General features: G+C 59.6%; 21 protein-coding genes. 9 read left to right on the top strand and 12 right to left on the bottom strand.

Translation table 11 applies throughout. From position 1 onward, the window contains the following. Window positions 1–244: 244 nt before the first annotated feature. Window positions 245–1,024, bottom strand: a complete 780-nt coding sequence (locus ACQY5P_RS08965; RefSeq protein WP_428410406.1) for an SDR family oxidoreductase — start codon at window positions 1,022–1,024, stop codon at window positions 245–247. 208 nt (window positions 1,025–1,232) lie between these two features. On the opposite strand from ACQY5P_RS08965, the gene ACQY5P_RS08970 reads away from it, so the two are divergent. From ACQY5P_RS08970 to ACQY5P_RS08990, 5 genes are all read left to right on the top strand, one after another. After that, window positions 1,233–2,393: an iron-containing alcohol dehydrogenase gene (locus ACQY5P_RS08970; protein ID WP_428410407.1), complete on the top strand. Its 1,161-nt coding sequence runs from the start codon at window positions 1,233–1,235 to the stop codon at window positions 2,391–2,393. Between the two features lie 230 nt (window positions 2,394–2,623). Further along, a complete protein-coding gene (locus ACQY5P_RS08975; protein ID WP_428410408.1) occupies window positions 2,624–3,583 on the top strand; it encodes a helix-turn-helix domain-containing protein in 960 nt (319 codons plus the stop codon). Between the two features lie 113 nt (window positions 3,584–3,696). After that, on the top strand, window positions 3,697–4,158 hold the full coding sequence (locus tag ACQY5P_RS08980) for a nuclear transport factor 2 family protein (RefSeq protein ID WP_428410409.1): 462 nt from the start codon (window positions 3,697–3,699) through the stop codon (window positions 4,156–4,158). 14 nt (window positions 4,159–4,172) lie between these two features. Then, entirely contained in the window at window positions 4,173–5,654 is a 1,482-nt protein-coding gene (locus ACQY5P_RS08985) for an NAD-dependent succinate-semialdehyde dehydrogenase (RefSeq protein ID WP_428410410.1), read from the top strand. 8 nt (window positions 5,655–5,662) lie between these two features. Further along, window positions 5,663–6,598 carry a 3-keto-5-aminohexanoate cleavage protein gene (locus ACQY5P_RS08990; RefSeq protein WP_428410411.1) on the top strand — a complete coding sequence of 312 codons (936 nt, stop codon included), beginning with the start codon at window positions 5,663–5,665 and terminating at the stop codon, window positions 6,596–6,598. 5 nt (window positions 6,599–6,603) lie between these two features. Here ACQY5P_RS08990 and ACQY5P_RS08995 read toward each other — a convergent pair whose 3' ends face one another. The 5 genes from ACQY5P_RS08995 to ACQY5P_RS09015 all read right to left on the bottom strand — a co-directional run bounded on the left by ACQY5P_RS08995 (window position 6,604) and on the right by ACQY5P_RS09015 (window position 12,907). Then, window positions 6,604–7,521, bottom strand: a complete 918-nt coding sequence (locus tag ACQY5P_RS08995; RefSeq protein WP_428410412.1) for a hypothetical protein — start codon at window positions 7,519–7,521, stop codon at window positions 6,604–6,606. A 27-nt stretch (window positions 7,522–7,548) separates the two neighbouring features. After that, window positions 7,549–8,307, bottom strand: coding sequence for an HpcH/HpaI aldolase family protein (locus ACQY5P_RS09000; protein ID WP_428410413.1), 759 nt, complete (start codon window positions 8,305–8,307; stop codon window positions 7,549–7,551). Between the two features lie 92 nt (window positions 8,308–8,399). Then, on the bottom strand, window positions 8,400–9,704 hold the full coding sequence (locus tag ACQY5P_RS09005; RefSeq protein ID WP_428410414.1) for an MFS transporter: 1,305 nt from the start codon (window positions 9,702–9,704) through the stop codon (window positions 8,400–8,402). A gap of 23 nt (window positions 9,705–9,727) precedes the next feature. After that, on the bottom strand, window positions 9,728–10,663 hold the full coding sequence (gene bla, locus ACQY5P_RS09010) for a subclass B3 metallo-beta-lactamase (RefSeq protein WP_428410415.1): 936 nt from the start codon (window positions 10,661–10,663) through the stop codon (window positions 9,728–9,730). A 105-nt stretch (window positions 10,664–10,768) separates the two neighbouring features. Continuing rightward, window positions 10,769–12,907: a nuclear transport factor 2 family protein gene (locus ACQY5P_RS09015; RefSeq protein WP_428410416.1), complete on the bottom strand. Its 2,139-nt coding sequence runs from the start codon at window positions 12,905–12,907 to the stop codon at window positions 10,769–10,771. Between the two features lie 190 nt (window positions 12,908–13,097). Between ACQY5P_RS09015 and ACQY5P_RS09020 the strand changes: the two genes are divergently transcribed. The 4 genes from ACQY5P_RS09020 to ACQY5P_RS09035 all read left to right on the top strand — a co-directional run bounded on the left by ACQY5P_RS09020 (window position 13,098) and on the right by ACQY5P_RS09035 (window position 16,681). Beyond that, complete coding sequence (locus ACQY5P_RS09020) at window positions 13,098–13,538, top strand: hypothetical protein (RefSeq protein WP_428410417.1); 441 nt, start codon at window positions 13,098–13,100, stop codon at window positions 13,536–13,538. Between the two features lie 67 nt (window positions 13,539–13,605). Continuing rightward, the gene (locus ACQY5P_RS09025; protein ID WP_428410418.1) at window positions 13,606–14,091 is read left to right on the top strand and encodes a copper-binding protein; all 486 of its coding nucleotides are present in this window, start codon (window positions 13,606–13,608) and stop codon (window positions 14,089–14,091) included. An 8-nt stretch (window positions 14,092–14,099) separates the two neighbouring features. Further along, window positions 14,100–15,884: a copper resistance system multicopper oxidase gene (locus ACQY5P_RS09030; protein WP_428410419.1), complete on the top strand. Its 1,785-nt coding sequence runs from the start codon at window positions 14,100–14,102 to the stop codon at window positions 15,882–15,884. After that, window positions 15,884–16,681, top strand: coding sequence for a copper resistance protein B (locus ACQY5P_RS09035; protein WP_428410420.1), 798 nt, complete (start codon window positions 15,884–15,886; stop codon window positions 16,679–16,681). The genes ACQY5P_RS09030 and ACQY5P_RS09035 overlap by 1 nt, the downstream gene beginning before the upstream one ends. 46 nt (window positions 16,682–16,727) lie before the next feature. Here the strand turns inward: ACQY5P_RS09035 and ACQY5P_RS09040 are convergent, their stop codons facing one another. The 6 genes from ACQY5P_RS09040 to ACQY5P_RS09065 form a co-directional block, all read right to left on the bottom strand. After that, window positions 16,728–16,982 (bottom strand): hypothetical protein, encoded by a 255-nt coding sequence (locus ACQY5P_RS09040; protein WP_428410421.1) that lies wholly within the window; start codon window positions 16,980–16,982, stop codon window positions 16,728–16,730. 223 nt (window positions 16,983–17,205) lie between these two features. Beyond that, window positions 17,206–18,030 (bottom strand): alpha/beta fold hydrolase, encoded by an 825-nt coding sequence (locus ACQY5P_RS09045; RefSeq protein ID WP_428410422.1) that lies wholly within the window; start codon window positions 18,028–18,030, stop codon window positions 17,206–17,208. Between the two features lie 42 nt (window positions 18,031–18,072). Next, complete coding sequence (locus tag ACQY5P_RS09050) at window positions 18,073–18,606, bottom strand: VOC family protein (RefSeq protein WP_428410423.1); 534 nt, start codon at window positions 18,604–18,606, stop codon at window positions 18,073–18,075. A gap of 47 nt (window positions 18,607–18,653) precedes the next feature. Beyond that, the gene (wrbA, locus tag ACQY5P_RS09055; RefSeq protein ID WP_428410424.1) at window positions 18,654–19,256 is read right to left on the bottom strand and encodes an NAD(P)H:quinone oxidoreductase; all 603 of its coding nucleotides are present in this window, start codon (window positions 19,254–19,256) and stop codon (window positions 18,654–18,656) included. A gap of 128 nt (window positions 19,257–19,384) precedes the next feature. Continuing rightward, window positions 19,385–21,637 carry a TonB-dependent receptor gene (locus ACQY5P_RS09060; protein WP_428410425.1) on the bottom strand — a complete coding sequence of 751 codons (2,253 nt, stop codon included), beginning with the start codon at window positions 21,635–21,637 and terminating at the stop codon, window positions 19,385–19,387. Window positions 21,638–21,822: 185 nt separating this feature from the next. Next, complete coding sequence (locus ACQY5P_RS09065) at window positions 21,823–22,635, bottom strand: IclR family transcriptional regulator domain-containing protein (protein WP_428410426.1); 813 nt, start codon at window positions 22,633–22,635, stop codon at window positions 21,823–21,825. Between the last annotated feature and the right edge of the window lie 64 nt (window positions 22,636–22,699).

A 22,699-nucleotide genomic window follows, 5' to 3' on the forward strand; every position in this document is an offset into this window, starting at 1 on the left:
TTGCTTAGAACACGTGTCCGCCTTGCTTCCCCGGTTTTCGCAGAAATGCGCCAGTACGCTTTCAACGTCCCATCTCCCTTTCCATAGATTTTTTTGATCTTGGGAAAAAGTTATTCAGACTTGATAGCGGCGACTTGCCTGAAACGGAGGCGCAACTTGCCGCAATGGCGAGCCACCTCCTTGACGCTCATCTGAACGAAGAGCGTATTTAGGGCATCGATTGCATCGATATGGAATGGAGGCGCTAAAGCGCAGCGATATATCCGCCATCGAGCGGAATGGTGCAGCCATTCACATAGGCGCCGGCGCGTGAAGAGAGAAAGACCACCAGCCCCTCAATGTCTTCGGGGGCGCCAGGCCTGCCAAGAGGGATATAGGTTTCAACGCTGTGCTTTACTGCATCCGAAGACGTATCGGTGAGACGGGATGGAAACGGGCCTGGCGCAATGGCGTTCACCGCGATCTGACTGGCGCCCAGACGCTTCGTCAGCGCCCGTGTAAGATGATGGACCCCGGCCTTGGACGCGCCATAAGGGAAAGCGTCCCAGTTCGGGATGTGCAGACCGCCGATCGATCCGATATTGATGACCCTCGCAGGATCAGCCGCGCTGGCGGCCTTTTTCAGCAATGGCAGCAATTGTTGAACGAGAAAAAACGGCGCCCTCAGATTGACGTTCATCACCATGTCCCAGTCCTCGATTGAGACCTCCGGCAGGGAGGCGGTTTCACCGGCGCCCGCATTGTTCACAAGGATATGCAGTCGCTGCTCTTTGGCGGACAGCATACCGGCCAGACGCTGCGGCCCATCGGCGCCGGAAAGGTCGGCGGCGAGGCCGATACACTCGCCCTTTTCCTCCGCAGCCAGACTTTTGGCGACGCTGTCCGCCCCTGTCGCATCCCGTCCGGTGATATATGTTTTCACGCCGCGGCGAACCAAGCCGCGGGCGGTCATCTGGCCTATGCCGCTGGTCCCGCCCGTCACGAGGGCGACCTTCCCCTGAATGTCAAAAAGCGGGTCCGCCATGATGCTTTCCTCTCGTCAGATATAGTTACGCGATAACCGTGTTAATGGCGCGGCGGACAGCATGGCAAGCTTCATGGCCGTTTGCGTGAAATTTAGCCGAATCTTCAATTTCCGGCGCCGGAAAGATCAAATGCCCGCCCGATGAATCTCCTATTCTTAGGGAGATTTCCCCCGGAATCAGGATTTTCAGCAATCGGAGATACGGCGGATGACGCAGCCACACGAACGGCTCGTTACCCTTTTCAATGTCGGCTCCCTCACCTTCGGGCGAGGCGCGGCGGAACGCTGCCCTGCGGATCTGATGGATCGGGGCGCCTCCAGCATTTTCATTGTCACCTCGCCGCCGACCCGGCGGCTTTGCGAGCCGCTGATTGCAAGCATTGAGGAACGCGGCGGCAAACCGGTACTTTGGGACGATCTTCATGGGGAACCGACTTTCGGCGACTTCGAGTACGCCCTCGGAACGGCGCGCAGCGCTGGAGCACAGGCCGTGATCGGCCTCGGCGGCGGCAGTTCCCTGGATGTTGCAAAGCTCGTGGCGGCGCTGTTCGACGGCGCACAAACAATCGGCGAGGTGATTGGATCCGACCGGTTGAGAGCCCGCGCGCTTCCGCTCGCCTGCATACCGACCACAGCCGGAACCGGCAGCGAGGTCACACCCATCGCAATTCTCGGCGATGAAGAGGAAGACCTAAAAAAAGGCGTTGTCAGCCGTTATTTGACGCCTGACGCCGCTTATCTCGACCCGCTGATGACAGTGACCATGCCGCCAGCGGTGACGGCCGCAACGGGGTTTGACGCCCTCACCCATTGCATCGAGGCCTATGCGAACAAATTCGCCCACCCGATTGCGGACACTTTCGCGCTTGCGGGCATAAGCCTCATCGCGAACAATATCGAACGCGCCTGCCGTCATGGTGATGATCTCGAGGCGCGCGAGGCGATGCTGCTCGCCAGCCTTTATGGCGGTTTGTGCCTCGGCCCCGTGAACACGGCCGCGGTTCATGCGCTGGCCTACCCGCTGGGTGGCGAGTTTCATATCGCGCATGGGGTCGCGAATGCGCTGCTTCTGCCCCATGTCCTGCGCTTTAACCTGGAGACCGAGCCGGCCCGATACGCGGCGATCGCCCGCGCGCTTGGCGCGCGCGAAGCCGATGATGATCCTGCAACCGCAAGACGCGGCATCGAGAAGATCGTGGAACTCGCAGAGCGCTGTAATATCGAGCAACACATGTCGGCCTTCGGCATCGGCGAAGACGCCGTGCCGCGCATGGCGAAAGCCGCCATGACTGTGACGCGCCTGCTCGAGCGTAACCCACGGCCGCTCACCGAAGCCGACGTCATTGGAATTTATCAAGCCGCGCTTTGAGCTGTACTCAATTCAAGCGCGTGCAACATTAACACATGACGACCTCTCCGCTCCGCATGCGGATGGGTGCAGTTGAAATTTGCTCCGTGACGCAACGAAGCTTCATCGCTCGGGACGTCCATATTTCCCAGCTTGACGCCGCTTATGGTCGGTGCGAGAGTCCCCGATTAGCAGTAAAAGTTGCTTATGGAACCGGCAGTTATAAGCCGGACCAAGCGGGAGGAGTAGACGTGGAAAAATTCAGCACGACAGGTTTGCCGACAAATGGCCGGACTGCGGCATGGAATGCGCTTTACGCGTCCAGAATGAGTCAGGTTGAGTTCTCACCGGCGGACAAGCAGGGCTTTGGCGCAGAACTCAGCATCGGCACGCTCGGTCCGGTGAAACTCGCAAAACTTTCCATGGATTGCTACAGCGTTGAGCGCAGCAAACTTCATATCAACGACAACAGACCGCGCATCTATTCTCTGTTGCTGCAAGCGAAAGGCAGTAGCGTCATCCATCATTGCGGACATGAAGCCAATCTCGACCAAGGCGATTTTGTTCTCGTCGACACCGGGCTTCCGCATTTCTTCGACACCAAAGATTTCTCCACGACGATCATGGTGCGCGTTCTGCCGTCTCTGCTGCGCGAATATCTCCCCACGCCGGAACAATTCACAGGTCAGCGTCTCGGCCATGCCGTCGGCCTCGCCGGCACGCTCGGCGCCATGGTTGAGTCCTTGAGCGAAAGCGTCGGCGCCGGCATCCGCCGCGATCATGAAGAACGCGTTGCGCGCTATCTGCTCGAAATGATCTCCATGTCCTACACGGCGGGCTTCGATATTTCCGAGGAATCAGCCATCTTGTGGCGGCGGCGCAACGACGTCATTTCTTTTATCGAGGATAATCTGCGCGATCCTGAGCTTTGCTGCTCGTCCATCGCCACAAGCCTCAATCTTTCGCCTCGCTATCTGCGCGCGATTTTTTCCGTTTCGGGCGAGAAGATTTCGGCCTTCATTCTTCGGCGCCGGCTTGAGGAATGCGCCCGGCAGATGCGCAACCCCGCCTGGAACGGACACACGCTGACCGAAATCGCGTTCTCCTGGGGCTTTAACAGCGCGGCGCATTTCACCCGCTGTTTCCGTGATCAGTTCGGCATGGCGCCGCGGGAATATCGCAGCGCCGCCTCCGGCGTCGTGCCCAACTAAGACGCTGCGTCCGCTCCGCTCAAATCTTTTTTCCTCTAAGAACAAGACCGGAGGAAGCGAGACCGCCATGTTTCACCGCGGCTTCAGCCGCGGAAATATGAAGGAGCGCGGCGGTGTATCAGGACGACGTCATTAGGCTGAATGCGGAGCTTTCGCTCCTCCTTGCGGAATACTGGCACGAAATCGACACAAATGGCGGCCGCAACGCCTCGTCCTACTATACCGATGACGCCGAATTTCACGGCCAGTTCGCATCCTATTACGGCAAACAGAAAATCCAGGATTTCTATGACTGGCGCGTGAAACAGGGGCCGCGCCTGTCGGTTCATTCCTTCACAAATTTTCGCGCTTTTTTCACGGGACCCGACACCGCCGAGGCGACGAATTTTCTTTTCCTCTACGCGAAGAACGGCGAGAAAGTTTTGCCGTCGCACCCGCCAATCACGATCTCACTTGCAACCGATCGCTTCAAACGCGCCGGCGACGGGCGCTGGTTGTGCACCTATCGCCGTTTCGAGCACTGGTTCGAAAGCGATACGCCGATCACCAATCCCAATCTCGACGGTGACAAATAAGGGACGAATGAAACATGCCGCACGCTGACGGAGCGACGTCTCTAGAACGCGGAGAACTCTCGCGGGCCGATCTCATTCGCGACAAGGCTTATGTGGGCGGACAATGGATTGCCTCCGATGACGGCGCGATGATTGATGTCGACGATCCCTTTACCGGCAAGGTCATCGGCCAATCGCCATCCCTTTCCGAAGCGCAGGCGCGCGCCGCCATTGACGCAGCGGAAAAGGCGTTTCCGGGATGGGCGCAAGAACTGACGCGCAAACGCGGCGCGATCTTGCGCCGATGGTTCGATCTCGTCATGGCCCATCAGGAGGATCTCGCCCGCCTGATCACGCTGGAGAACGGCAAACCGCTGAAAGAAGCGCGCGCCGAAGTCGCCTACGGGGCCGGCTTCATCGAGTTCTACGCTGAGGAAGCCGGCCGCATGTTCGGCGAAATCATTCCGGCGCCGGTTTCGGGCCGCCGCCTCATGGTGGAGCCGGAACCGGTGGGCGTCTGCGCTGCGATCACCCCCTGGAACTTCCCGCTCGCCATGCTGACGCGCAAGGCGGCGCCGGCGCTGGCGGCGGGCTGCACCATGGTCGCCAAGCCCGCAAGCCAGACGCCCCTATCGGCTTATGCGCTCGCCATGCTCGCCGAGGAAGCCGGCGTTCCGCCGGGCGTCCTCAATGTCATCACCGGCAAGGCGAGCATGATCGGCGGGCTCCTCACCTCTTCGCCGGTGGTGCGGAAAATCAGTTTCACCGGCTCCACGGAAATCGGCGCGCAACTGATGAAAGCCTCTGCGCCGCAGATCAAACGCCTCTCGCTGGAGCTTGGCGGCAATGCGCCGTTGCTGATCTTTGACGACGCCGATCTCGAAACGGCGGTCGAGACTGCGCTGGTGGCGAAATTCCGCAATAGCGGCCAGAGCTGTATCGCGGCCAACCGCATCTATGCGCAGAAAGGAATCTATGAAGCCTTTCTGGAAGTCTTCGCAAAACGCGTAAGCGCCCTCGCGCTGGGCGACGGGTTCAATGAAGCAACCGATATCGGACCGTTGATCGATAGCGCCGGCGTCGCCAAAGTGGAGGAGCATCTCGACGATGCTGTCGCCGGCGGGGCGTCCATTCTGTCCGGCGGCAAATCTTCCGGCGGTCAGTTGATGCCGCCGACGCTGCTCCGCGATGTGGCGCCGGACGCGTTGCTCACGCGCGAGGAAACCTTCGGCCCGCTGGCCGCAGTCATTCCCTTCGATACTGTGGGTGAAGGCGTGAAGCTCGCCAATGACACGCCGTTCGGTCTGGCCGCGTATCTCTGTTCTGACAATCCGGCGACGATTTCCCGCGTGGGCCGCGCCATCGAAAGCGGCATGGTGGGGATCAACACCGGCCTTATCTCAACGGCGGTCGTTCCCTTTGGCGGCGTGAAGATGTCCGGCCTTGGCCGGGAGGGCTCCTCCCACGGCCTCGCGGAATATGTGAACCTCAAATATCTCTGCCAAGCCGGCCTTTAGGAGGCTTTATGCGCAAAACAGGCAAAGTCATCATCACCTGCGCGCCCACGGGCTCGATCCATACGCCGTCCATGTCGCCCTATCTTCCGGTGACGCCCGACGAAATTGCGGTAGCGTCGGTTGAAGCCGCAGAAGCCGGCGCTGCGATACTGCACCTGCACGCCCGCAATCCGGAAACCGGCCAGCCCAGCCCGGCGGCGAAGGATTTCATGGCCTTCCTGCCGCGGATCAAACAGGCGAGTGACGCCGTCATCAATATTTCCACCGGCGGCAGCGCCAACATGTCTCTCGACGATCGCCTCGAAGGCGCCCATGCGGCGCAGCCCGAAGTCTGTTCGCTCAATATGGGCCCCCTGATTTTCGATTTCAGCGCCGCCGGCGCCAAGGTCGAGAACTGGAAGCATGCGTGGGAGCGCGACTATGTCGAAACCTCGAACGACCGCATCATGTATAATTCCAACAGCTATATTGAACGCATCATGCGCGAGGTCGGAGAAGCCTATGGCACGCGTTTCGAGTTCGAATGCTATGATATCGGGCATCTCTATACGCTGGCGCATTTCGCCGACCGCGGGCTGATCAAGCCGCCTTTCCTCATTCAGGGCATTTTCGGCACTCTCGGCGGGATCGGGCCGGACCCGCGCAATCTCGCCCATATGGTGACCATCGCCGACAGTCTCTTCGGGAACGATTATATTTTCTCCGCCTTCGCCGCCGGCAAACACCAGATGGCGTTCTGCAATCAGTCGGCGCTGCTCGGTGGGAATGTGCGTGTTGGGCTTGAAGACAGCCTTTATATCGGCCGCGGCGAACTTGCGAAAAGCAACGCCGAACAGGTGCGCAAAGTCCGCACGATCATCGAGGAGCTGGGTCTCGAAGTCGCCACGCCAGATGAAGCCCGCAAACTGTTGGGCCTGAAAGGCGCGGACCGCACGGCGTTTTAACGCAGCTAATCCTTGCTCTCGGGCGGCATCGGATATTCATCCGCATTGAGCACCCAGCCTTCCATTTTCGAGAAATCCTCGCGCGGCGGCGAGAAGATGTCGATCAGGAGATTGACGCCAGGATCGATCGCCGCCGAGGTGTGAATGGCTTTCGGGGGAATCACCGTCACCGAAGGCGCGCCGCATTTCTCATGATTGTCCTCGCGCCACTCGGCGAGATTAGCCGTCCACGGCCAGCGCAGATGATGCTCATACTCGCCGCCGATGACGAGCGAGCACTGCTCGAAATCGTCATGGTGATGGGGCGAGAGTTTCGACGGATCGCGCGGCCCGTGTTGCGGCGGGAAGACATTCACCATGAAGGTGGTGCAGCGCCAGATCTTGCCGAAGCGGCCTTCCTCTTCAGGCACGTCGAGACTGTAGCTGCGGATTTTGAAGCCGTTTTTCGGCTCAGGCCACGGCTTGAAGGGCGGGATATGCGGATGAGGGTCACGATACTCCTCCGCATTTGAGACCTTCTCCGCGAGGTCCTCAGACTGTGTGGTGAAAAGCCGGATGATCTCGCCATCCTGTTTGACTTCAATCGTGCTGTCGCCGGGGGGCACGATGGTGATCGTGAAGCCGCCGACCTCTTTCGTCTCCCCGCCCGCCGTAACCGTCGCGCTCATGTTTTCTTCCGGCAGGATCAGGACGAATTCGTCTTTCTGGTTCGTTCTCTCGAAAACCGCGCCGGCTTTGGTCTCGGAAAATGCGACGATGAAATTTTGGCCGCGCGACATCCATGTGCGCGCTTTCGCGGTCTCTTCCTGCGGCGGCATATCGTAAAAACGCGCATAGACGGCGGCGGAAAAAGCTTCGCCGCTTGACGATGAAACCGCGCCGCTGGTGGAAAGGCGGGAGCGGGGATCGACAGTCTGGCTCATAACATCCTCAATACTTTTAGCGTTGGATTATTTCGCGCGGGCTTGCGCGACGGCCGCGGCGGCGGCGTTGGCGAAAATCGTGGCGTCATTGCTCACCATGACGAGCGAGTAACCCATGGCGAGATAAAGCTGTGCGTCTTCGGGCGTCGCAGCGGCTGCGCCCGAAAGCTTGCCTGTGGCTTTCGCTTTCTGCGCAACAAGTTTAGTCACGTCGCGCACTTCCGGATCTGAAGATGGCTTTCCGCTCGAAAGATAGAGATCGCCATGCCCGATGAAGACGCCGTTCACTGTCGGTACGGACAGATACTCATCCACCGCGGCAAGCGCATCCCAGTCTTCAAGCTGCACCATGCGCAGACATTGTTCATCGCCCCGGCGCAAATAATCCTGCATCGGCGCCATTCCCCAGCTTCCTGCGCGCGACGTCGTTCCGAGCCCGCGCTCGCCTTTGGGGCTGAACACCATCTGCCGGGTGAGCCGTTCGGCCGTTTGCGGGCTCGTTATGCGCGGCGCCAGGAGACCATCGGCGCCAGCGTCCAGAAGCCGCTGAATCTCGGCGCCTGTATGGTCCGGCAAACGCACCACTGCGGCCATGCCGCAGGCTTGCGTTGCGAAGATGAAATCATACACCTGATCGAGGCTGTGGGGCGCATGCTCCATGTCGATCACAAGGAAATCGAAGCCCGCGCGACCAAGCATTTCCACCGTCGCAAGGCTCGGAATCTTGAGCCATGTGCCCAAAAGGCCGCCGCCGCGCTCGGCGCAAAAATCGAGAAACTGTTTCATATCGCCAATCTAAGCCAAGCTATACCGGACCGCAGGAGGCGGGCACTTTATCGAAACGGCCTCAGGACTTGACGCTGCCGGAAGCAAAGGCGTCAGGAGACGCTGCGTTCATCGAGTTCGCGAAGGTCGCGGCCAACTGTCTCCGGCAGCAGAACCGTCGCGACCAGCGCACAGATCACCCCGATCACGCCCATAATCGTCATGGAAACATTCAACGCCATGGTGGCCGCGAGAATGGCGACGCCCTGAATGAAGATTCCGCTCACCGCCCGGCCGAAATTATAGGCGAAGGCCTGTCCCGAAGCACGGACCTCGGTCGGAAAGAGCTCCGTGAAATAGGGGCCGAAAGAGCCATAGAGACCGAACTGGCAGAACGCCTGGATGAAGCCTGCCGGAATCAGCGTATAGGCATGACTGCCGAGCGGGGCACAGAGATAAAATATAGTGGCGAGAATAAACCCGGCGCCGAACATCCTGAACGCCGCGCGGCGGCCAAACCGGTCGCTGAAATATGCGTTGCCCAAGAGACCAAAAAAAGCGCCGACGCTGTTTAGCAAAACGAAAATGCCCGCCGTGGACGCGGAGATGCCGCGCTCATTCTGCAAAAATGTCGTCAGATAGCTCGAGACAGAATAGCCCGCGCCCTGCGCGCCCACGGCCAACAAGGCGGCGAGCGCCGTGATGCGAAGATACTTCAAGCGGAATATTTCGAGCGGCGTCACCGATCTTTTTTCCGCGACGCGCTGCGCCTTGCTTTCCTTAAAGACCGCGGAATCGTCGTCGCCGCGGCGTACGAAGAAAATCAGGAGCGCCGGCAGGATGCCGATCCAGAACACAATGCGCCAGCCCATTTCGGGCTCGAACAGCGCGACGAACGGGCCGGCGAGAAGCGCGGCGAGCCCCGACCCCACTGCGACGCCGCTTTGCACCGAGCCGAGCGCCTTGCCGCGGTCCTTGCGGGCGACGATTTCACCCAAAAGAACAGCCCCCACCGCCCATTCGGCGCCGAATCCGACCCCTTGCAAAACACGCAAAATGAGAAGCTGATCATAGGTCTGCGCGAAGCCGGAAAGGAACGAGAAAACCGAGAACCACAAAATGGTCAGTTGCAGGATGCGCACCCGGCCGAACTTGTCCGCGAGCCAGCCGCCCATCCAGCCGCCGATGGCCGATGCGAAATAGCTGGCGCTCGCAATCGCCGCAGCCTGCGCCAGCGTGATGCCGAACGCCATGATGATGATCGGAATGAGATACTGATAGACCAGCGCGTCCATCGCATCGAGCGTCCAGGCGACGGAACATGTCCAGAAGACGCGCCGGACTTTGCGGTCGGCCCGCTTATACCAGGAAAAAGGTCCGCTGCCGACGGGCTCTTCGATTGTTTCTGTTACGCTCATCGCTTTGTCTTTTCTATGAGTTATTATTGCGCCGCTTGTTCTTCGGCGATGCGTTTATCAAGCCCAGCCGTCGCCGCTTCGGCATAAGTCCGGCAGGCGGCCGGATCAATGAACGGGTTCGGTTCCGGGTTTTCGGCGCGGGCGGCGAGCTTTTCCTTGACGCCAAAAGAGAGCGGCGACGGCGCCAGCAGGATGTCGCAGGGAAGCGCTGCGACGGTCGCAATAGCGCTGCGGAAGTTTTCAATCCGGCCCTCCGCGTCGGTAAACCGGAATTCCGGCGCAGAGCGCGTCGAGAAACTGTCTGCGAAGACGACATCGAGACATTCGCCATCCTCGCAGGACCGCCATGTCCAGGCGACGCTTCCCGGCGTGTGCGCGGGCGTATAATGAGCCGTCAAGTCAATGCCGCCAGCGCTCACCGTTCCGCCATCGGCGACGACGCGCACCTCGGGCACAACCGGGAAGACATTGTCTTCAAGGCCGCGCTGCGGATCGTCCTCCGTAGGCCTTCCCTGCTCCAGCGCTTCGGCGCCGCGCGTGCTTGTAGCAACCGTTGCGCCAGTCGCGCGCGCCAGCGCGGCGATGCCGCCGGCGTGATCGAAATGCGCATGCGTGTTGACGATGAGTTTCAACTCGGAAAGCGAAAAGCCCAGCGTTTTGATGTTGTCCGCAATCTGCTGCGCGGTCTGCGTCATGCCGCCATTCACGAGAACGAGACCGTCATCGGAAGCGATGAGCACGGAGGAAATCATGGCCGTGCCCACATAGTAAGTGTCGCCATAGATCCGGAACGGCTCGGTCGGCTCGTTCAGCCTTTCGCAGAAATCGCATTGATGGGGCGGATCGGGCTCCAGCGTCGCCTCTCGCGGCGCCTCTTCGACAGAAGGCGAACACGCGATAGCGGCGAGGCCCATCAGCGCCAAGCGCGCGCCCTGAAATATCCGGCTTTTCAAAATCATCTGCTGACCTGTCCCCTCACTTGTTGCGAGGCTTTCCGTATTTACCAATGACGACGCCCTCCGGCTTGCCCCGGGAGGTAGGCAAATTTGTCTTTCCTTTTGGAATTATTGGCGGTTTTCCATGGCAGAGAGGTCGATACCGTCTATTTCCGGCCCTGTGGGCGGCATTTGATAGCCATGTTCGGTGAGGCGCGCCTCGGGGAGCTTCTCGCAGGGGACGCAGTCCGGCCAGTAATGCGGAGGCTCCCTCCCGCTCACCGGGTTCCGGTAGTGAAACCACATGGGCAGGATGCCCGGCCAGTCGACAGTCTCGCCCGTGCCGCCGCGAAAGCCAGCCTGACGCTCGCCGAGGTCGGTCAAGAGAACGTCCGGCGGATATTTGTCGAGCAGCGGGCTGCGATAGGGTTCGCTGTCCGCCTCCGGCTCTTTCGCCGCCGCCCAGCCGCCTTCCCAACTTGGCGACGCGAAATAATGTTCGTCGATGGTCAGGGTCCAGAAACGCCATATGCCGTCTTCCAGAACGAGTTGATCGTTTGGATACATGCCGCCGTGAAACCCGCCCATGTAAAACCGGGACGGCGCGTCCGGATCTTTCGACGTGCGCGGCTGGAACAGACGCGTGCGCAGATTTGCGGAACGTCCGTCATGCGAGACATGGATCACCGGCTGCGTGCGCCAGTGGAATGAAACGGCGGGACGCATCTCGCGCGGCGGCCCCCACATCGCATTCGCCGCTCCCATGATGCGGTCGCGCCCCATGTAATAACCGGCGAAAGGCGACTGCTTGTTGCCTTCTTCGGCGAAAATCGAGGAAAGCGCCGTCCACTGAAAATCATCGAGATAATAGCCATAGGCGGCCGATACGTTGACCACGCCGTCATAGGCCGCGGAACGTTGCAGCCGCCGGCGCAAATCGGCGAGACGGTCTTCCGGGGCTGGCGCCGTTTCATCACGTCCGCCGGATTGCGGAACCGCGCCGGTCAGATTGTCATTTGCAACCACGGCAAATCCATCCGTGCTGACGGGGCGCCCCGTCGCCGGATTGGGGCCGAGGAAAGCCGGAAGCGAAGGTCTAGTTTCGCCCAAATCACCGCTATCGACCCAACCTGTGGCGTAATCGGCTTTCATCACAGGATAGAGCCGCAGCTCTTTTATTTTCCAGACGTCGTCTTCTTTCACGAAACGGTTGCGGAAGACATTGATTTCCCAGCCCGCCGTTCCGGCGCTCGCGTCGCCCAGCAGGGCCAGCTCCATGCCGCGGCTTTCCGCTTCAAGGCCGCCCGGCGCGACTCTGACGATCGTATCGAAAATCGGGTGCTCATTTAGCTCGCCATGATCGAGCCCGGCCGTTCCCATACGCTCCATGGCCTTGCGAACTCCGTCGCGCCCCTTGAACACGCCGACGCCGCCGATTTCCACCGCACTCTCATCGGCGAAAAGATCGACGACATCATCCCACATCTTGCGGTCCACATAATAACCATAGGCGTTCTGGAGGTTGCGCACCGCGTCTTCGTAGTTCAGAGCAGCAATGCGCTTTTTAAGGCTGTCCAGCGTTTCCTCCGTTTCCGGCGCGGCGCCTTGCGGCTCCGGGATGGGAACCCCTGTCTCATCGATGGTGAAATGATAGGGAATGATCGGGAGGTCTTCGCCGCCAGCGTTTTTCCAGCCCTCGGCGTAGTCGCCCTCATATTGGGGATAGTACCGCATGACCGCGATCTTCCAGCCGCCGTCCTCGCGCACATAGTCGTTTTGATAAAGGCCGCCCTCGATCCAGGCGCGCCCCTTGCCATCGCCTTTGAAAGCGAGACTCATCCAGCGCCCTTCGGCGCTAGTCCCGTCGACAGAAAGATTGACCAGCGGTTCGTCGATGAATTCCGTATTGAGCGCGCCGGGGGCGAGGTTCGAAACCTCCTCCCCTCTTTGCTTCAGCCACTCGAGGATCGCCTCTCGCCCTTCATGCTTCGCATCGCCCCATTCGACAACGGCGCCATCAGCGAAAAGCGCGGATGCGTCGTCCCAAAGCACATATTGCTGATACTGGGCGTAAAGGCGCTGCACGTCCTTCACCTGGCGCAGCGATTCCACCCGCGCCACATCTCGCGCCAGAGCGTTCACGTCTTCGGGAGCCGTTTCGTCTATCAGCGGCTCGGCTTTTCCGGATGTGGCTTCACCCCCGCAGCCGGCGAGGACGAAAATCAACGTAAAAGCCGCCACGGCCCGGCCCAGCATTCCGGCAGCCATCGCGATCCTCCCTTTTCTTATGCAATTAACCGTAGCTTCCGGTGAACAGCCCCTTGTTTCAAGCGGGGAACGGACTGCGGGCGCGATGAGCTAAAAATTTACGCCTTAAGGATCAATTGCCGCCTCCGCCGGGCCGCCAATTGACCCCGGTCAAGGCCAACCCTATCTTGGAAGGCACAGGATGTTTCCCATGCTCAGGCTATTCCGAATTGTCGTGCTTGTCGCCGCCGCCAGCCTTTTTGGCGCGGCCCAGGCCGCTTGCGCCTGCGCGCCCTATGAGGCGCCGCCGGCTCATGCAGACGCAATGCAGCACGGCGCCGGCCACGCTTCGCACCAATCGGCAGCCCATTCTGGACACGCCCAAATGGGCGGCTCAGAGATCGCCTCCATTCATGACTGTGGAGATGGCGGCGACCCCTGCGGGTTTCACGCGGCGCAAGATCTGGCGGCGCAAGCCTCCGTTGCGGCGTCGGTAAAGGCGCCTGCACAGACGTTGCTTGTCGCGCTCGTTACAGAAGCGCCCGCACTTCCGGCGCTCGGACAATATGCCGGCATCCGGTCATCGAATCTGGGATGGCTTCCGCCACCCGGATCGTCACCCGTTTCCCTGAAAACCCGTCTCCTAAACTGAACGCTGACCGGTCGCGAGCCGCGCTTGGCGGCTTTTCCTGTTCAGCATTCAGTCAGTGGAGATCATCATGACATCTCGTTTCCTATCGCCGCTCGCCGTCGCGGCTACTTTCTTCGTCTCATCCGCATTTGCCCAGCATGGTCACGACATGAACCTCCAGGACCATGACGGTCACAAGATGGAGATGGCGGACAAATGCGCGCTCCCCATGGGTGAAGGCGTTATCAACACGCTCGACGTCAGGAACGCCAAGCTCAATCTCACCCACAAGCCTATAGAGGCGCTGCAATGGGACGAGATGACCATGGACTTTGCAGTCGCGAAAATCGTCGACCTCGCCGCCTTTTATGAGGGCGAGCGGGTGCACTTCATGTTGAAACCTGAAAACGGCGAAGGCTGGTCCATCGCTATGATGTGTTCGCTTGAAGTCGATGACGGCGCGCATCAGGCCTGCATGAAAGCCATGAGCGAAGAACAGGCGCGGATCGTCGCCGAAACAAATGATGACTGCACGGGCGCTGCGCCTGACCCGTCTCATCACGGCCACCACTGAGCGCCGCCATGCTGACTAGACGACATCTCCTGCATGGCGCGGCGGCGGGCGGATTTTACGCCGGCGCGGCGGGCCTCCTTCCGGCCTGGGCGCAAAGCGGCCATGGCGATCATGACATGCGCAAAAGCCCGGCGGCGCTCACCGGCCCGGACTTCGACCTGACCATCGGTCACGCCGATGTCCTGATCGGCGGGCGCAAGGGCCATGCGGTCACTGTGAACGGGACATTGCCTGCGCCGCTGATCCGCTTCCGCGAAGGCGAGAACGTGATCTTGCGCGTGACCAACACGCTAGAGGAAGATACGTCCATTCACTGGCACGGCCTTCTGGTGCCGTTTTATATGGACGGCGTGCCGGGCGTTTCCTTTCCGGGCATCAAACCGGGCGAGACCTTCACCTACGAGTTCGCCGTTCCGCAAAACGGAACCTATTGGTATCACTCCCATTCGGGCCTTCAGGAACAGAGCGGGCTTTACGGGCCGCTCATCGTCGACCCCGCCGGCGCCGATCCGATCTCTTATGACCGCGAATATGTGCTCGTCCTCTCGGACTGGCTGTTCGAGCATCCGCATAAGGTTTTCGCCAAGCTGAAGAAGAACAACGAAGTCTTCAACATGCAGGAGCGCACGCTCGGCGATTTCATCCGCGATGCAGGCGAAGACGGACTTGACGCAACCATCGCCGACCGCGCCATGTGGGGCCGGATGCGCATGTCGGCGACCGACATCGCGGATGTGACGGGCGCCGTCTACACCTATCTCATCAACGGCCATTCCACCGAAGACAACTGGACGGCGCTGTTTGAAACCGGCGAGCGCATCCGCCTGCGCATCATCAATGCGGCCGCGATGACGATTTTCAATTTCCGCATTCCGGGCCTGCCCATGACCGTCGTGCAAGCGGACGGGCTTCACGTCCGGCCCGTCGATACGGACGAGTTTCAGATTGGCGTCGCGGAAACCTATGACGTCATTGTGGAACCCAAACGCGCCCGCCCCTTCGCCATCGTGGCGGAATCCATCGACCGCTCAGGCCAGGCAGTGGCGACGCTAGCGCCGCGCCCCGACATGCGCGCGACGGCGCCGCTGTTGCGCGACCGGCCGATCCTTACCCACAAGGACATGGCCATGGATCATGGCAGCATGAGCGACATGGATCACGGCTCTCATGAGATGCCGAAGCAGGAGCACCATCACAAGCGCGGCGTCGGCGTCGACATGGTCGCGGCAATGCCCACGAACCGCCTCGACGAACCGGGTCTCGGTCTTGAAAACGTCCCACATCGGGCGCTCCGATATACACAGCTTCAAAGCCTCGATCCCAATCCTGACACACGCACGCCCGGAAGGGAGATTGAGATTCACCTGACGGGCAATATGGAGCGTTTCATGTGGAGCTTTGACGGCGTCAAATTCTCCGCGATCGAAAAGCCAATCACTTTATATGAAGGCGAGCGCGCGCGTTTCACCCTCGTCAATGACACGATGATGACGCACCCGATCCATCTGCACGGGATGTTCTTCGATTTGATCACCGACGATGGCGAGCATCGCCCGCGCAAGCACACGGTGAATGTGAAACCCGGCGAGAAGCTGTCCTTTGACGTCACGGCGGATCATGTGGGCGACTGGGCATTCCATTGTCACCTCTTGTTTCACATGCATGCGGGGATGATGCAGGTCGTTTCTGTCCTGCCGAAGGATAAAGGCGCGTCCCCGTCAACGGCGCATGAAGGCCATGACATGAAATCGGGTGAGCCGGCTCATGGCGCCCATGACCATGGGGAGCATTGATGATGAAAGCGCTCCCACAAATTCTGGCGGTTCTCGCCTCTTCCCTGACGGCGACCGCAGCCATGGCGCAGGCGGATGCGCCGCCATGGTCGCAGGCCGACGCCTATAACGACCCCCAGGAGATGGCGGAAGCGCGCGCCGCGGTTCAGGAGGAACATGGCGCAATAACGGCCTATTATTTTCTTGCCGACCGTTTCGAAGTTCAGTCCGGCGATGGCGACCCCGCCCTCTTTTTCGAGGGCCAGGGTTGGTGGGGCGGCGACCGCAACAAGCTTTGGCTCAAAACCGAAACGGAATATTCTTTCGAAGCGGATGAATTCGAAGAAGCCGAAGTACAGGCGTTGTGGTCGCGCGCTATCTCCCGCTATTTCGACTTCCAGGCAGGCGTGCGCCACGATTTCACGCCGGACCCGTCGCGAACCTACGCAGTGCTCGGCGTCCAGGGCCTGGCGCCTTACTGGTTCGAAGTCGACGGGGCGCTTTTCGTCAGCGAGAAGGGAGATGTAAGCGCACGGCTGGAGGCGGAATACGACCTGATGCTCACCCAGCGGCTTATCCTTCAGCCAAGAGCAGAAGCGGATATCTCGTTTCAGACCGTAGATGCGCTAGCGATCGGCCGCGGACTGTCGTCAGTCGAACTCGGAGCGCGCCTGCGCTACGACATCAAACGGGAATTCTCGCCTTATGTTGGCGTCAACTGGAGTCGCGATGTTGGAGAGACGGCGGATTTCACACGCGCTGACGGAGACGATCCGTCAACGCTGTCTTTTGTCGCGGGTTTGAGGTTCTGGTTTTAAACGAAACCGGCAATGATCTCGCATTGCCGGCTTTATCGATGTCTTGCTAGTTGATCTCAGGAAAACACTGGACGCCGATTTCTTTCAACTCGTCCGAAGCATCGCTTTCCCAGTCCTCAACGGCGAGATACTCCTCCGCCTGTTCAGCAGTCATCGCGTCTACGAAACAGGCGCACTGTCCTTCCGGATCCGGCGAGCCCAGCGGCCCCACGACGGCGACGCATTTATCCATGACTTCATCGGCGAAGGCGCTAGTCGAAAACAACAGCGCACCGATGACGATAGCGATTTTTCCCTTCATTGGACGTTCTCCCTTTTGAGATTCACCACGACTTCTTTCACCGTCAGCGCTTACAGGAAAACGCCCGGCCTCTTCTTCTATCGATAGATGGAAACGCTACTGATTTCGATAATCGAAATTAAATTCGAATGACGTAATCGTATTCCGCAAGTCGTTTTGTGTCAAACATTCGCTGCCTTGCGTTTGTTAAAAGCGCTCCACTTATCAATCATCCGTGTAGCGATCAGGTTCCTGGCGTTGCCGAATCCACAAATGCCGACACAACCGCGTTGAACTCTTCAGGATTGCACAGATTGCAGACGTGCCCGGCATTCTCAATAACCGCACGTTGTGCATTTGGCGCGCCATAGGCGATGGCGTCCGCCGCCATTTGCCGCCATGGCGTTTCCTGATCGCCCGTCACGGACAAAACCGGGACTTCGATTTCAATTAAGGCGTCAGGTCCAACGCCGAACGCAGGCGAAGGCGGCGCGAGAAGATCGCGCCCGTCATAAGACTGCAGGATTTCATCCATGATTTTCAGGGCGTCCGGGTTCGGGCTCTGCATCAATGGATGCCGGCGCCACTCTGCACGCATGTCATCAATCCTGCCCACCTTAACGAGCGCCGCATAATGGTCGAGAGGAATTCGTTCTTCCAGTTTCGGTGGCGGTTTGAAGCCTGCAAGACCCGCCCCTTCCAACACCAGCGCGGTCGTACGTTCTGGATGCCGCGCCGCAAAGTCGAGCGCGATCCGGCCCGCTTGCGACATGCCGACGATGACGCTCTGGCGATGCCCAAGGAAATTCTGGATCGCAAGAATGTCGTCCGTCTCAAGATGAAGGGCTGCGGGCGCCGTCGAACGCCCGAAACCGCGCCGGTCGACGGCGATGACAGGATTATGCTTCGAAAACTCATGCTGCGGCGCCCATGCGCGCCGGTCAAGCGTCCAGCCATGCAGGAACAGAATCGCTGGCCCGGCGCAGTCAGAAAAACTCCCATGGAGTTCGGCTTCCAGCTCTCCGCCTGAGACGGGAATTTCCACGATCTGCATCGGGCCGCCGGTCATCAGATCACCGTGCGAAAAGCAAATGAACCGTCAATAAACGTGTCAGCGATAGTCGTTGTTATTGGTGTAATCGCCGGCAAGCCAGCGTTTCAATTCGGAATGCGCCTTGCCGCGCCACTCCTCGGCGCGTTCAACCGCTTCGGGCAGATCCAGCACGAATTCTACGATCATGCCATTGGGATCGACAACATACACCGAGCGGCAATAGCCATGCTCAAGAACATATGTCTGGGGCTCTTTATAGCCCGCCGCCGCAACCCGTTCTTCCATGGCTTTCTGTGTCGCCGCGTCAGTATCGAGCGCAATGTGGTGGAATGGCGATGGCGGCATTTCCGGCCCGAATTCTTTTTGATCCTCCGGATCGGCGAACTGGAAAAACGCCAGCGCGCTGCCGTCCGCTATGCCGAAGAAGCAGTGAATGTAGGTGCGTTCTTTGCCGAAAAGAATGTCCTTTTCACACCAGGTCGCAATCAGCGGAAATCCGAGAACATCCTCGTAGAACTTGCGCGTCGCTTCCATATCCTTTGTGACATAGGCTGTGTGATGCAGCCGGTTCGGCAAAGTCGCTTTGGCCATGATTTACATCTCCTCAAACATGGGCCGTGCCCAACGACGCCCAGACATCATTTGGCAAGGCGCGACGCAATTTCCGCCACATGCCTGCCCTGAAACTTCGCGCCTTCAAGCTCATTAGCGCTCGGCATGCGCGATCCGTCGGCGCCGGTGATGGTCGTCGCGCCATAGGGCGTGCCGCCGCTCAGCTCGCTCATGATCGACGCGCCTTCCCAGCTATAAGGCAGGCCGACGATGATCATGCCGTGATGCAGGAGCGTCGTATGAAACGAGGTGATGGTCGTTTCCTGCCCGCCATGCTGGCTGGCCGTGGAGGTAAAGACGCTGCCGACCTTGCCCACAAGGGCGCGCGACATCCAGAGCCCGCCTGTCTGGTCGAGAAAATTGCGCATCTGCGCCGCCATATTGCCGAAGCGCGTCGGCGTTCCGAAAATGATCGCGTCGTAATTTCCGAGCTCTCCGGGCTCGGCGATAGGCGCTTCTTGATCGGTTTTCATCCCGGATTCCTTGGCGACTTTTTCCGGCACCAGTTCCGGCGTGCGCTTTATATCGACGGAAACGCCGGCGACGGAAGCCGCGCCGTCCGCAACGGCTTTCGCCATCTGCTCGATATGGCCGTAGCTCGAATAATAAAGCACCAGAACCTTCGTCACCTCGGTCTCCTTATTTGCCGCAATTACGGCCTCTCAATCACTATTCGCGCACAAGCCGGCACGCGGGGCGCCGGCTCAAAGCGGAGGCGGGCGTATCTCGTCCGCCCCTTCCTCTTGGTCACGCTGCGCTAGAAGCGCACCGTCAGATCGACGCCCCAGCGCATGGGCTGCGCCTTGAAGAGGAAACCGCCAGGGGAATATTCCGTATTATATTCCTCGTCGAAGAGGTTTCTGGACCAGAACATCAGCGACCATTGATCGGTGGTGACGCCAGCCCTTAAGTCCACAAGATCCACCGGATCCCTTTCAACAGGGAAGGCGTCGAGCGCAAGTTCCGGCGCGCTGAACGGAATGGTGAACGTCGTATCACCGAGGCGGTTGTAGTCGACGCGCACCAGACCGTCGACATCGCCCCAAAGGGGCGCGCGGTACTGCGCGCCCACATTGACCGTATATTCCGACACCAGCGGCGCCGCCGCGCCGATGGCGACCGGATCCGGGAACTCGGTGATTTCGCTGTCCGTATAACCGAAACCGGCGTTGAACATGAAATTGTCCGTCAGATTGGCGTTCAATTCGATGTCGAAGCCTTTATATTCAACCTCATCAATATTGCCGAGATTTTGCGTCGAGTTCGCGGCGATGAAGACAAAGAAATATGTGCCTTCCGCTTTGGTGAAATAACCGCTGGCGTTGAGGTTGACGCGGCCGTCCATAAAGCTCGACTTGAAGCCGGCTTCATAGGTGTTGGCGGTTTCCTGGTCGAAAAGGTCGCCGACATTGAAGAAGCCGCTCGCATCGGCGAGACCGCCGACGCCGGTCTGGTTGAAGCCGCCGCTGCGGAAACCGCGGCTGTAGCTGGCAAACAGCGTCAGATCATCCGTCGGCATGTAGCGCAGGATCGCCTGGGGCTGCCAGTCGTCCCATGTGTTCTCCCGGACAACGCCCGTCCCGCAAATGGGACTTGGCGTGCAAGGCAGAAACGCCGGCGGCGTCAGCGTCGTATTCTCGCGCTTGTCATGGTCGTAGCGAAGGTTCAGCGATAATTCGAGATTGTCGAGAATGTCGAACGACGTGTTGAGATAGACCGCCCATGCGAACTGATCCTGTGCATCCGCAAGAAATGTCAGCTGCGGGTGCGCCGGGTCCGTGCTCGGCGTGCGAAACACCGGGATCACGCCGGCGCCGGTGTCGATCTGGTTGCCTGTCGAGATGTAACGGTCGGTCACATAAATCTGCCCGCCCGCCATCCAGCGGAACCGATTTTCCGACGGCGATGTGAAGCGCAATTCCTGTGTGAAAGTCTCAACGTCCAGAAACTGTGTCTGACTGAAATTGAACCCGACCCGGTTGATGGGGAAAGGCCCGAACGGGTCGAATGGATAGCCGTCGCCGGTCAACAGCTCCTCGACGCTGTTGTAGCCGGTGATGGACGTAAACGCGCCGTAGGACGTTTCGTAATTCAGCTTCAGCGCAGCGTCATAGATATCCCGTTCATTGACGCCCGAGTTGTTGAGATTGATCGGCCGATCGGTGAAGTTCGGATTGTTGAAATTCGGATCCGTAAAATCCGGAATTACATAATAAAGCGCGCGCGTGTCGAGGAGGTCCGCGGAAAGGCGCAAATCGGCGCTGAAATTATCTGTCGGCTCATAGAGGAACGATACGCGTGCGTTGAGATCCTCGACGGGATCGACATTTTCTTCAGCGCTCGCGTCCGTCGTATTGACGTTATTCAGGAAACCTTCCGTATCGCGCCACGACACCGCGCCGCGCATATAGAAGTTCTCCGCGAGCGGCACATTGACCGCGCCCTGCAGCCTGTAGCCGGGACCGGATTCATAACCGGCCATAACCCGGCCTTCAAATTGATCGCTTGGTTTCTTCGTCGTGATGACGATAGCGCCGCCAATGGCGTTGCGGCCGTAAAGCGCGCCTTGCGGGCCTTTCAGCACTTCGATCTGCTCAATGTCGATCAGCGCCTGATTGAACTGCGCCGGCTGAGTCATAGGCACGCCGTCCACGACAATCGCCGCAGAGGGTTCGCTGTTGCGCGCCTGGGAAATGCCGCGAATGACAAGGAAACTCGTCCCGGCGTTCTGCGTTTCAACGAAGGTGACGTTAGGCACTTGCGCAATGAAATCCGCCGGCCGTTCGATGCCACGCGTTTGGATCGCCGACGAGTTTAAAACCGTGACCTGCGCAGGAACGTCCTGCACGGATTCATCGCGCCGCCGCGCGGTGACGACAATTTCGTCGCCCGACGCACGATCGCCTGTATCTTCGGATACCGGTTGCGCCAGAGCCGCCGCCGGCATGAAAAACGCCGCCATGGCGGTCGTCGCCAGCAGCATGCGCGCCTGTTTCGATGCAATGCCCATCCCTAATTCCTCCCTAAAGCATCGCTGGCGCCGGACGGTTTGCCGCCTCTTTACGTCAACGATTCATCCAGGGCATGGTAAAACTTCGTAGATCGAAGTCAAGTTCGATATCCGAAATTTCAGATGCGGGACACGCCAAAGCAGCCGGCCGCATTGCGCCCGGCAAAAGTTTGAAATCATTGGCTTCAATCGCTGCTGAGAGACCGGGAAATGTAGGGATGCCTAGCGAGCGCCGTCTGGATTTCAGAGGACGCCCGCCGGAGCACCGGCACATGCGCACGGATCAGCTCTTCTAGCGAAATGCGCGTGGTAGACGTCGAGCAGTTGATCGCCGCAACGATGCGCCGCTCGCGGTCGAAGACAGGTGTTGCGACCGAGACGATGCCATAGTCGAGCTCATCGAGCGCCGAAGCGTAACCATCCTCGCGCACCTTGGCGAAGAGGTTGCGCAAATCCTTCGGCGAGGTGACGGTTCGTTCCGTAAATCGCGTCAGGCTCGCCTTAGCGAAATAATCCTTAATCACTTCTTCGGGCTGGAACGCCAGCATCACCTTGCCGAGCGAGGTCGCATGCGCCGGAAACCGCGTGCCCACATTGGCGCTGAGGCGAATCGGCCGCATCGTCGAGACATGCGCCACATAAAGAACATCGTGGGCCGAAAGGACGGCCATGGAGGAGCTGTCGCCGGTTTCATCGCGCACCGCCTGCAGGAAAGGAAGCGCAACCGTCTCCAGATTCATCGAGGAAATATAAGACCAACCAAAGGCCAGGACTTCAGGGCGCAACAGAAACCGCCGCCCATGCTTCGCAACATAGCCGAGCTTCACCAGCGTGTTGAGACAGCGGCGGGCGACGGCGGGACTTAAATTGGTGACGGCGGCGACTTCGCTGAGCTGCATCTCCGGCCGGCTCTGATCGAACGCCCGCAACACGGAGAGCCCGCGTTCCAGCGTTGAAAGATATTCCGGCTCCTTGTCGGAGGTCTTGGCCCTGGCCATTTTCGGCGCCTCAATATTAAGCGCCGTGACTTATCCTGCTCCGGAGGCGAAATCCAGCATTGCC

It is taken from the genome of Hyphococcus sp. (genome assembly GCF_965267305.1).
Classification (GTDB): Bacteria; Pseudomonadota; Alphaproteobacteria; order Caulobacterales; family Parvularculaceae; genus Hyphococcus.

Coding starts and splice junctions, on each gene's coding strand:
- ACQY5P_RS08965 (WP_428410406.1), bottom strand. CDS start 1,024: ATGGCGGACCCGCTTTTTGACATTCAGGGGAAGGTCGCCCTCGTGACG.
- ACQY5P_RS09050 (WP_428410423.1), bottom strand. CDS start 18,606: ATGGCCAAAGCGACTTTGCCGAACCGGCTGCATCACACAGCCTATGTC.
- ACQY5P_RS08990 (WP_428410411.1), top strand. CDS start 5,663: ATGCGCAAAACAGGCAAAGTCATCATCACCTGCGCGCCCACGGGCTCG.
- ACQY5P_RS09030 (WP_428410419.1), top strand. CDS start 14,100: ATGCTGACTAGACGACATCTCCTGCATGGCGCGGCGGCGGGCGGATTT.
- ACQY5P_RS09020 (WP_428410417.1), top strand. CDS start 13,098: ATGCTCAGGCTATTCCGAATTGTCGTGCTTGTCGCCGCCGCCAGCCTT.
- ACQY5P_RS09025 (WP_428410418.1), top strand. CDS start 13,606: ATGACATCTCGTTTCCTATCGCCGCTCGCCGTCGCGGCTACTTTCTTC.
- ACQY5P_RS09015 (WP_428410416.1), bottom strand. CDS start 12,907: ATGGCTGCCGGAATGCTGGGCCGGGCCGTGGCGGCTTTTACGTTGATT.
- ACQY5P_RS09040 (WP_428410421.1), bottom strand. CDS start 16,982: ATGAAGGGAAAAATCGCTATCGTCATCGGTGCGCTGTTGTTTTCGACT.
- ACQY5P_RS08970 (WP_428410407.1), top strand. CDS start 1,233: ATGACGCAGCCACACGAACGGCTCGTTACCCTTTTCAATGTCGGCTCC.
- ACQY5P_RS09035 (WP_428410420.1), top strand. CDS start 15,884: ATGATGAAAGCGCTCCCACAAATTCTGGCGGTTCTCGCCTCTTCCCTG.
- ACQY5P_RS09065 (WP_428410426.1), bottom strand. CDS start 22,635: ATGGCCAGGGCCAAGACCTCCGACAAGGAGCCGGAATATCTTTCAACG.
- ACQY5P_RS09005 (WP_428410414.1), bottom strand. CDS start 9,704: ATGAGCGTAACAGAAACAATCGAAGAGCCCGTCGGCAGCGGACCTTTT.
- ACQY5P_RS09060 (WP_428410425.1), bottom strand. CDS start 21,637: ATGGGCATTGCATCGAAACAGGCGCGCATGCTGCTGGCGACGACCGCC.
- ACQY5P_RS08995 (WP_428410412.1), bottom strand. CDS start 7,521: ATGAGCCAGACTGTCGATCCCCGCTCCCGCCTTTCCACCAGCGGCGCG.
- bla (WP_428410415.1), bottom strand. CDS start 10,663: ATGATTTTGAAAAGCCGGATATTTCAGGGCGCGCGCTTGGCGCTGATG.
- ACQY5P_RS09000 (WP_428410413.1), bottom strand. CDS start 8,307: ATGAAACAGTTTCTCGATTTTTGCGCCGAGCGCGGCGGCGGCCTTTTG.
- ACQY5P_RS09045 (WP_428410422.1), bottom strand. CDS start 18,030: ATGACCGGCGGCCCGATGCAGATCGTGGAAATTCCCGTCTCAGGCGGA.
- ACQY5P_RS08985 (WP_428410410.1), top strand. CDS start 4,173: ATGCCGCACGCTGACGGAGCGACGTCTCTAGAACGCGGAGAACTCTCG.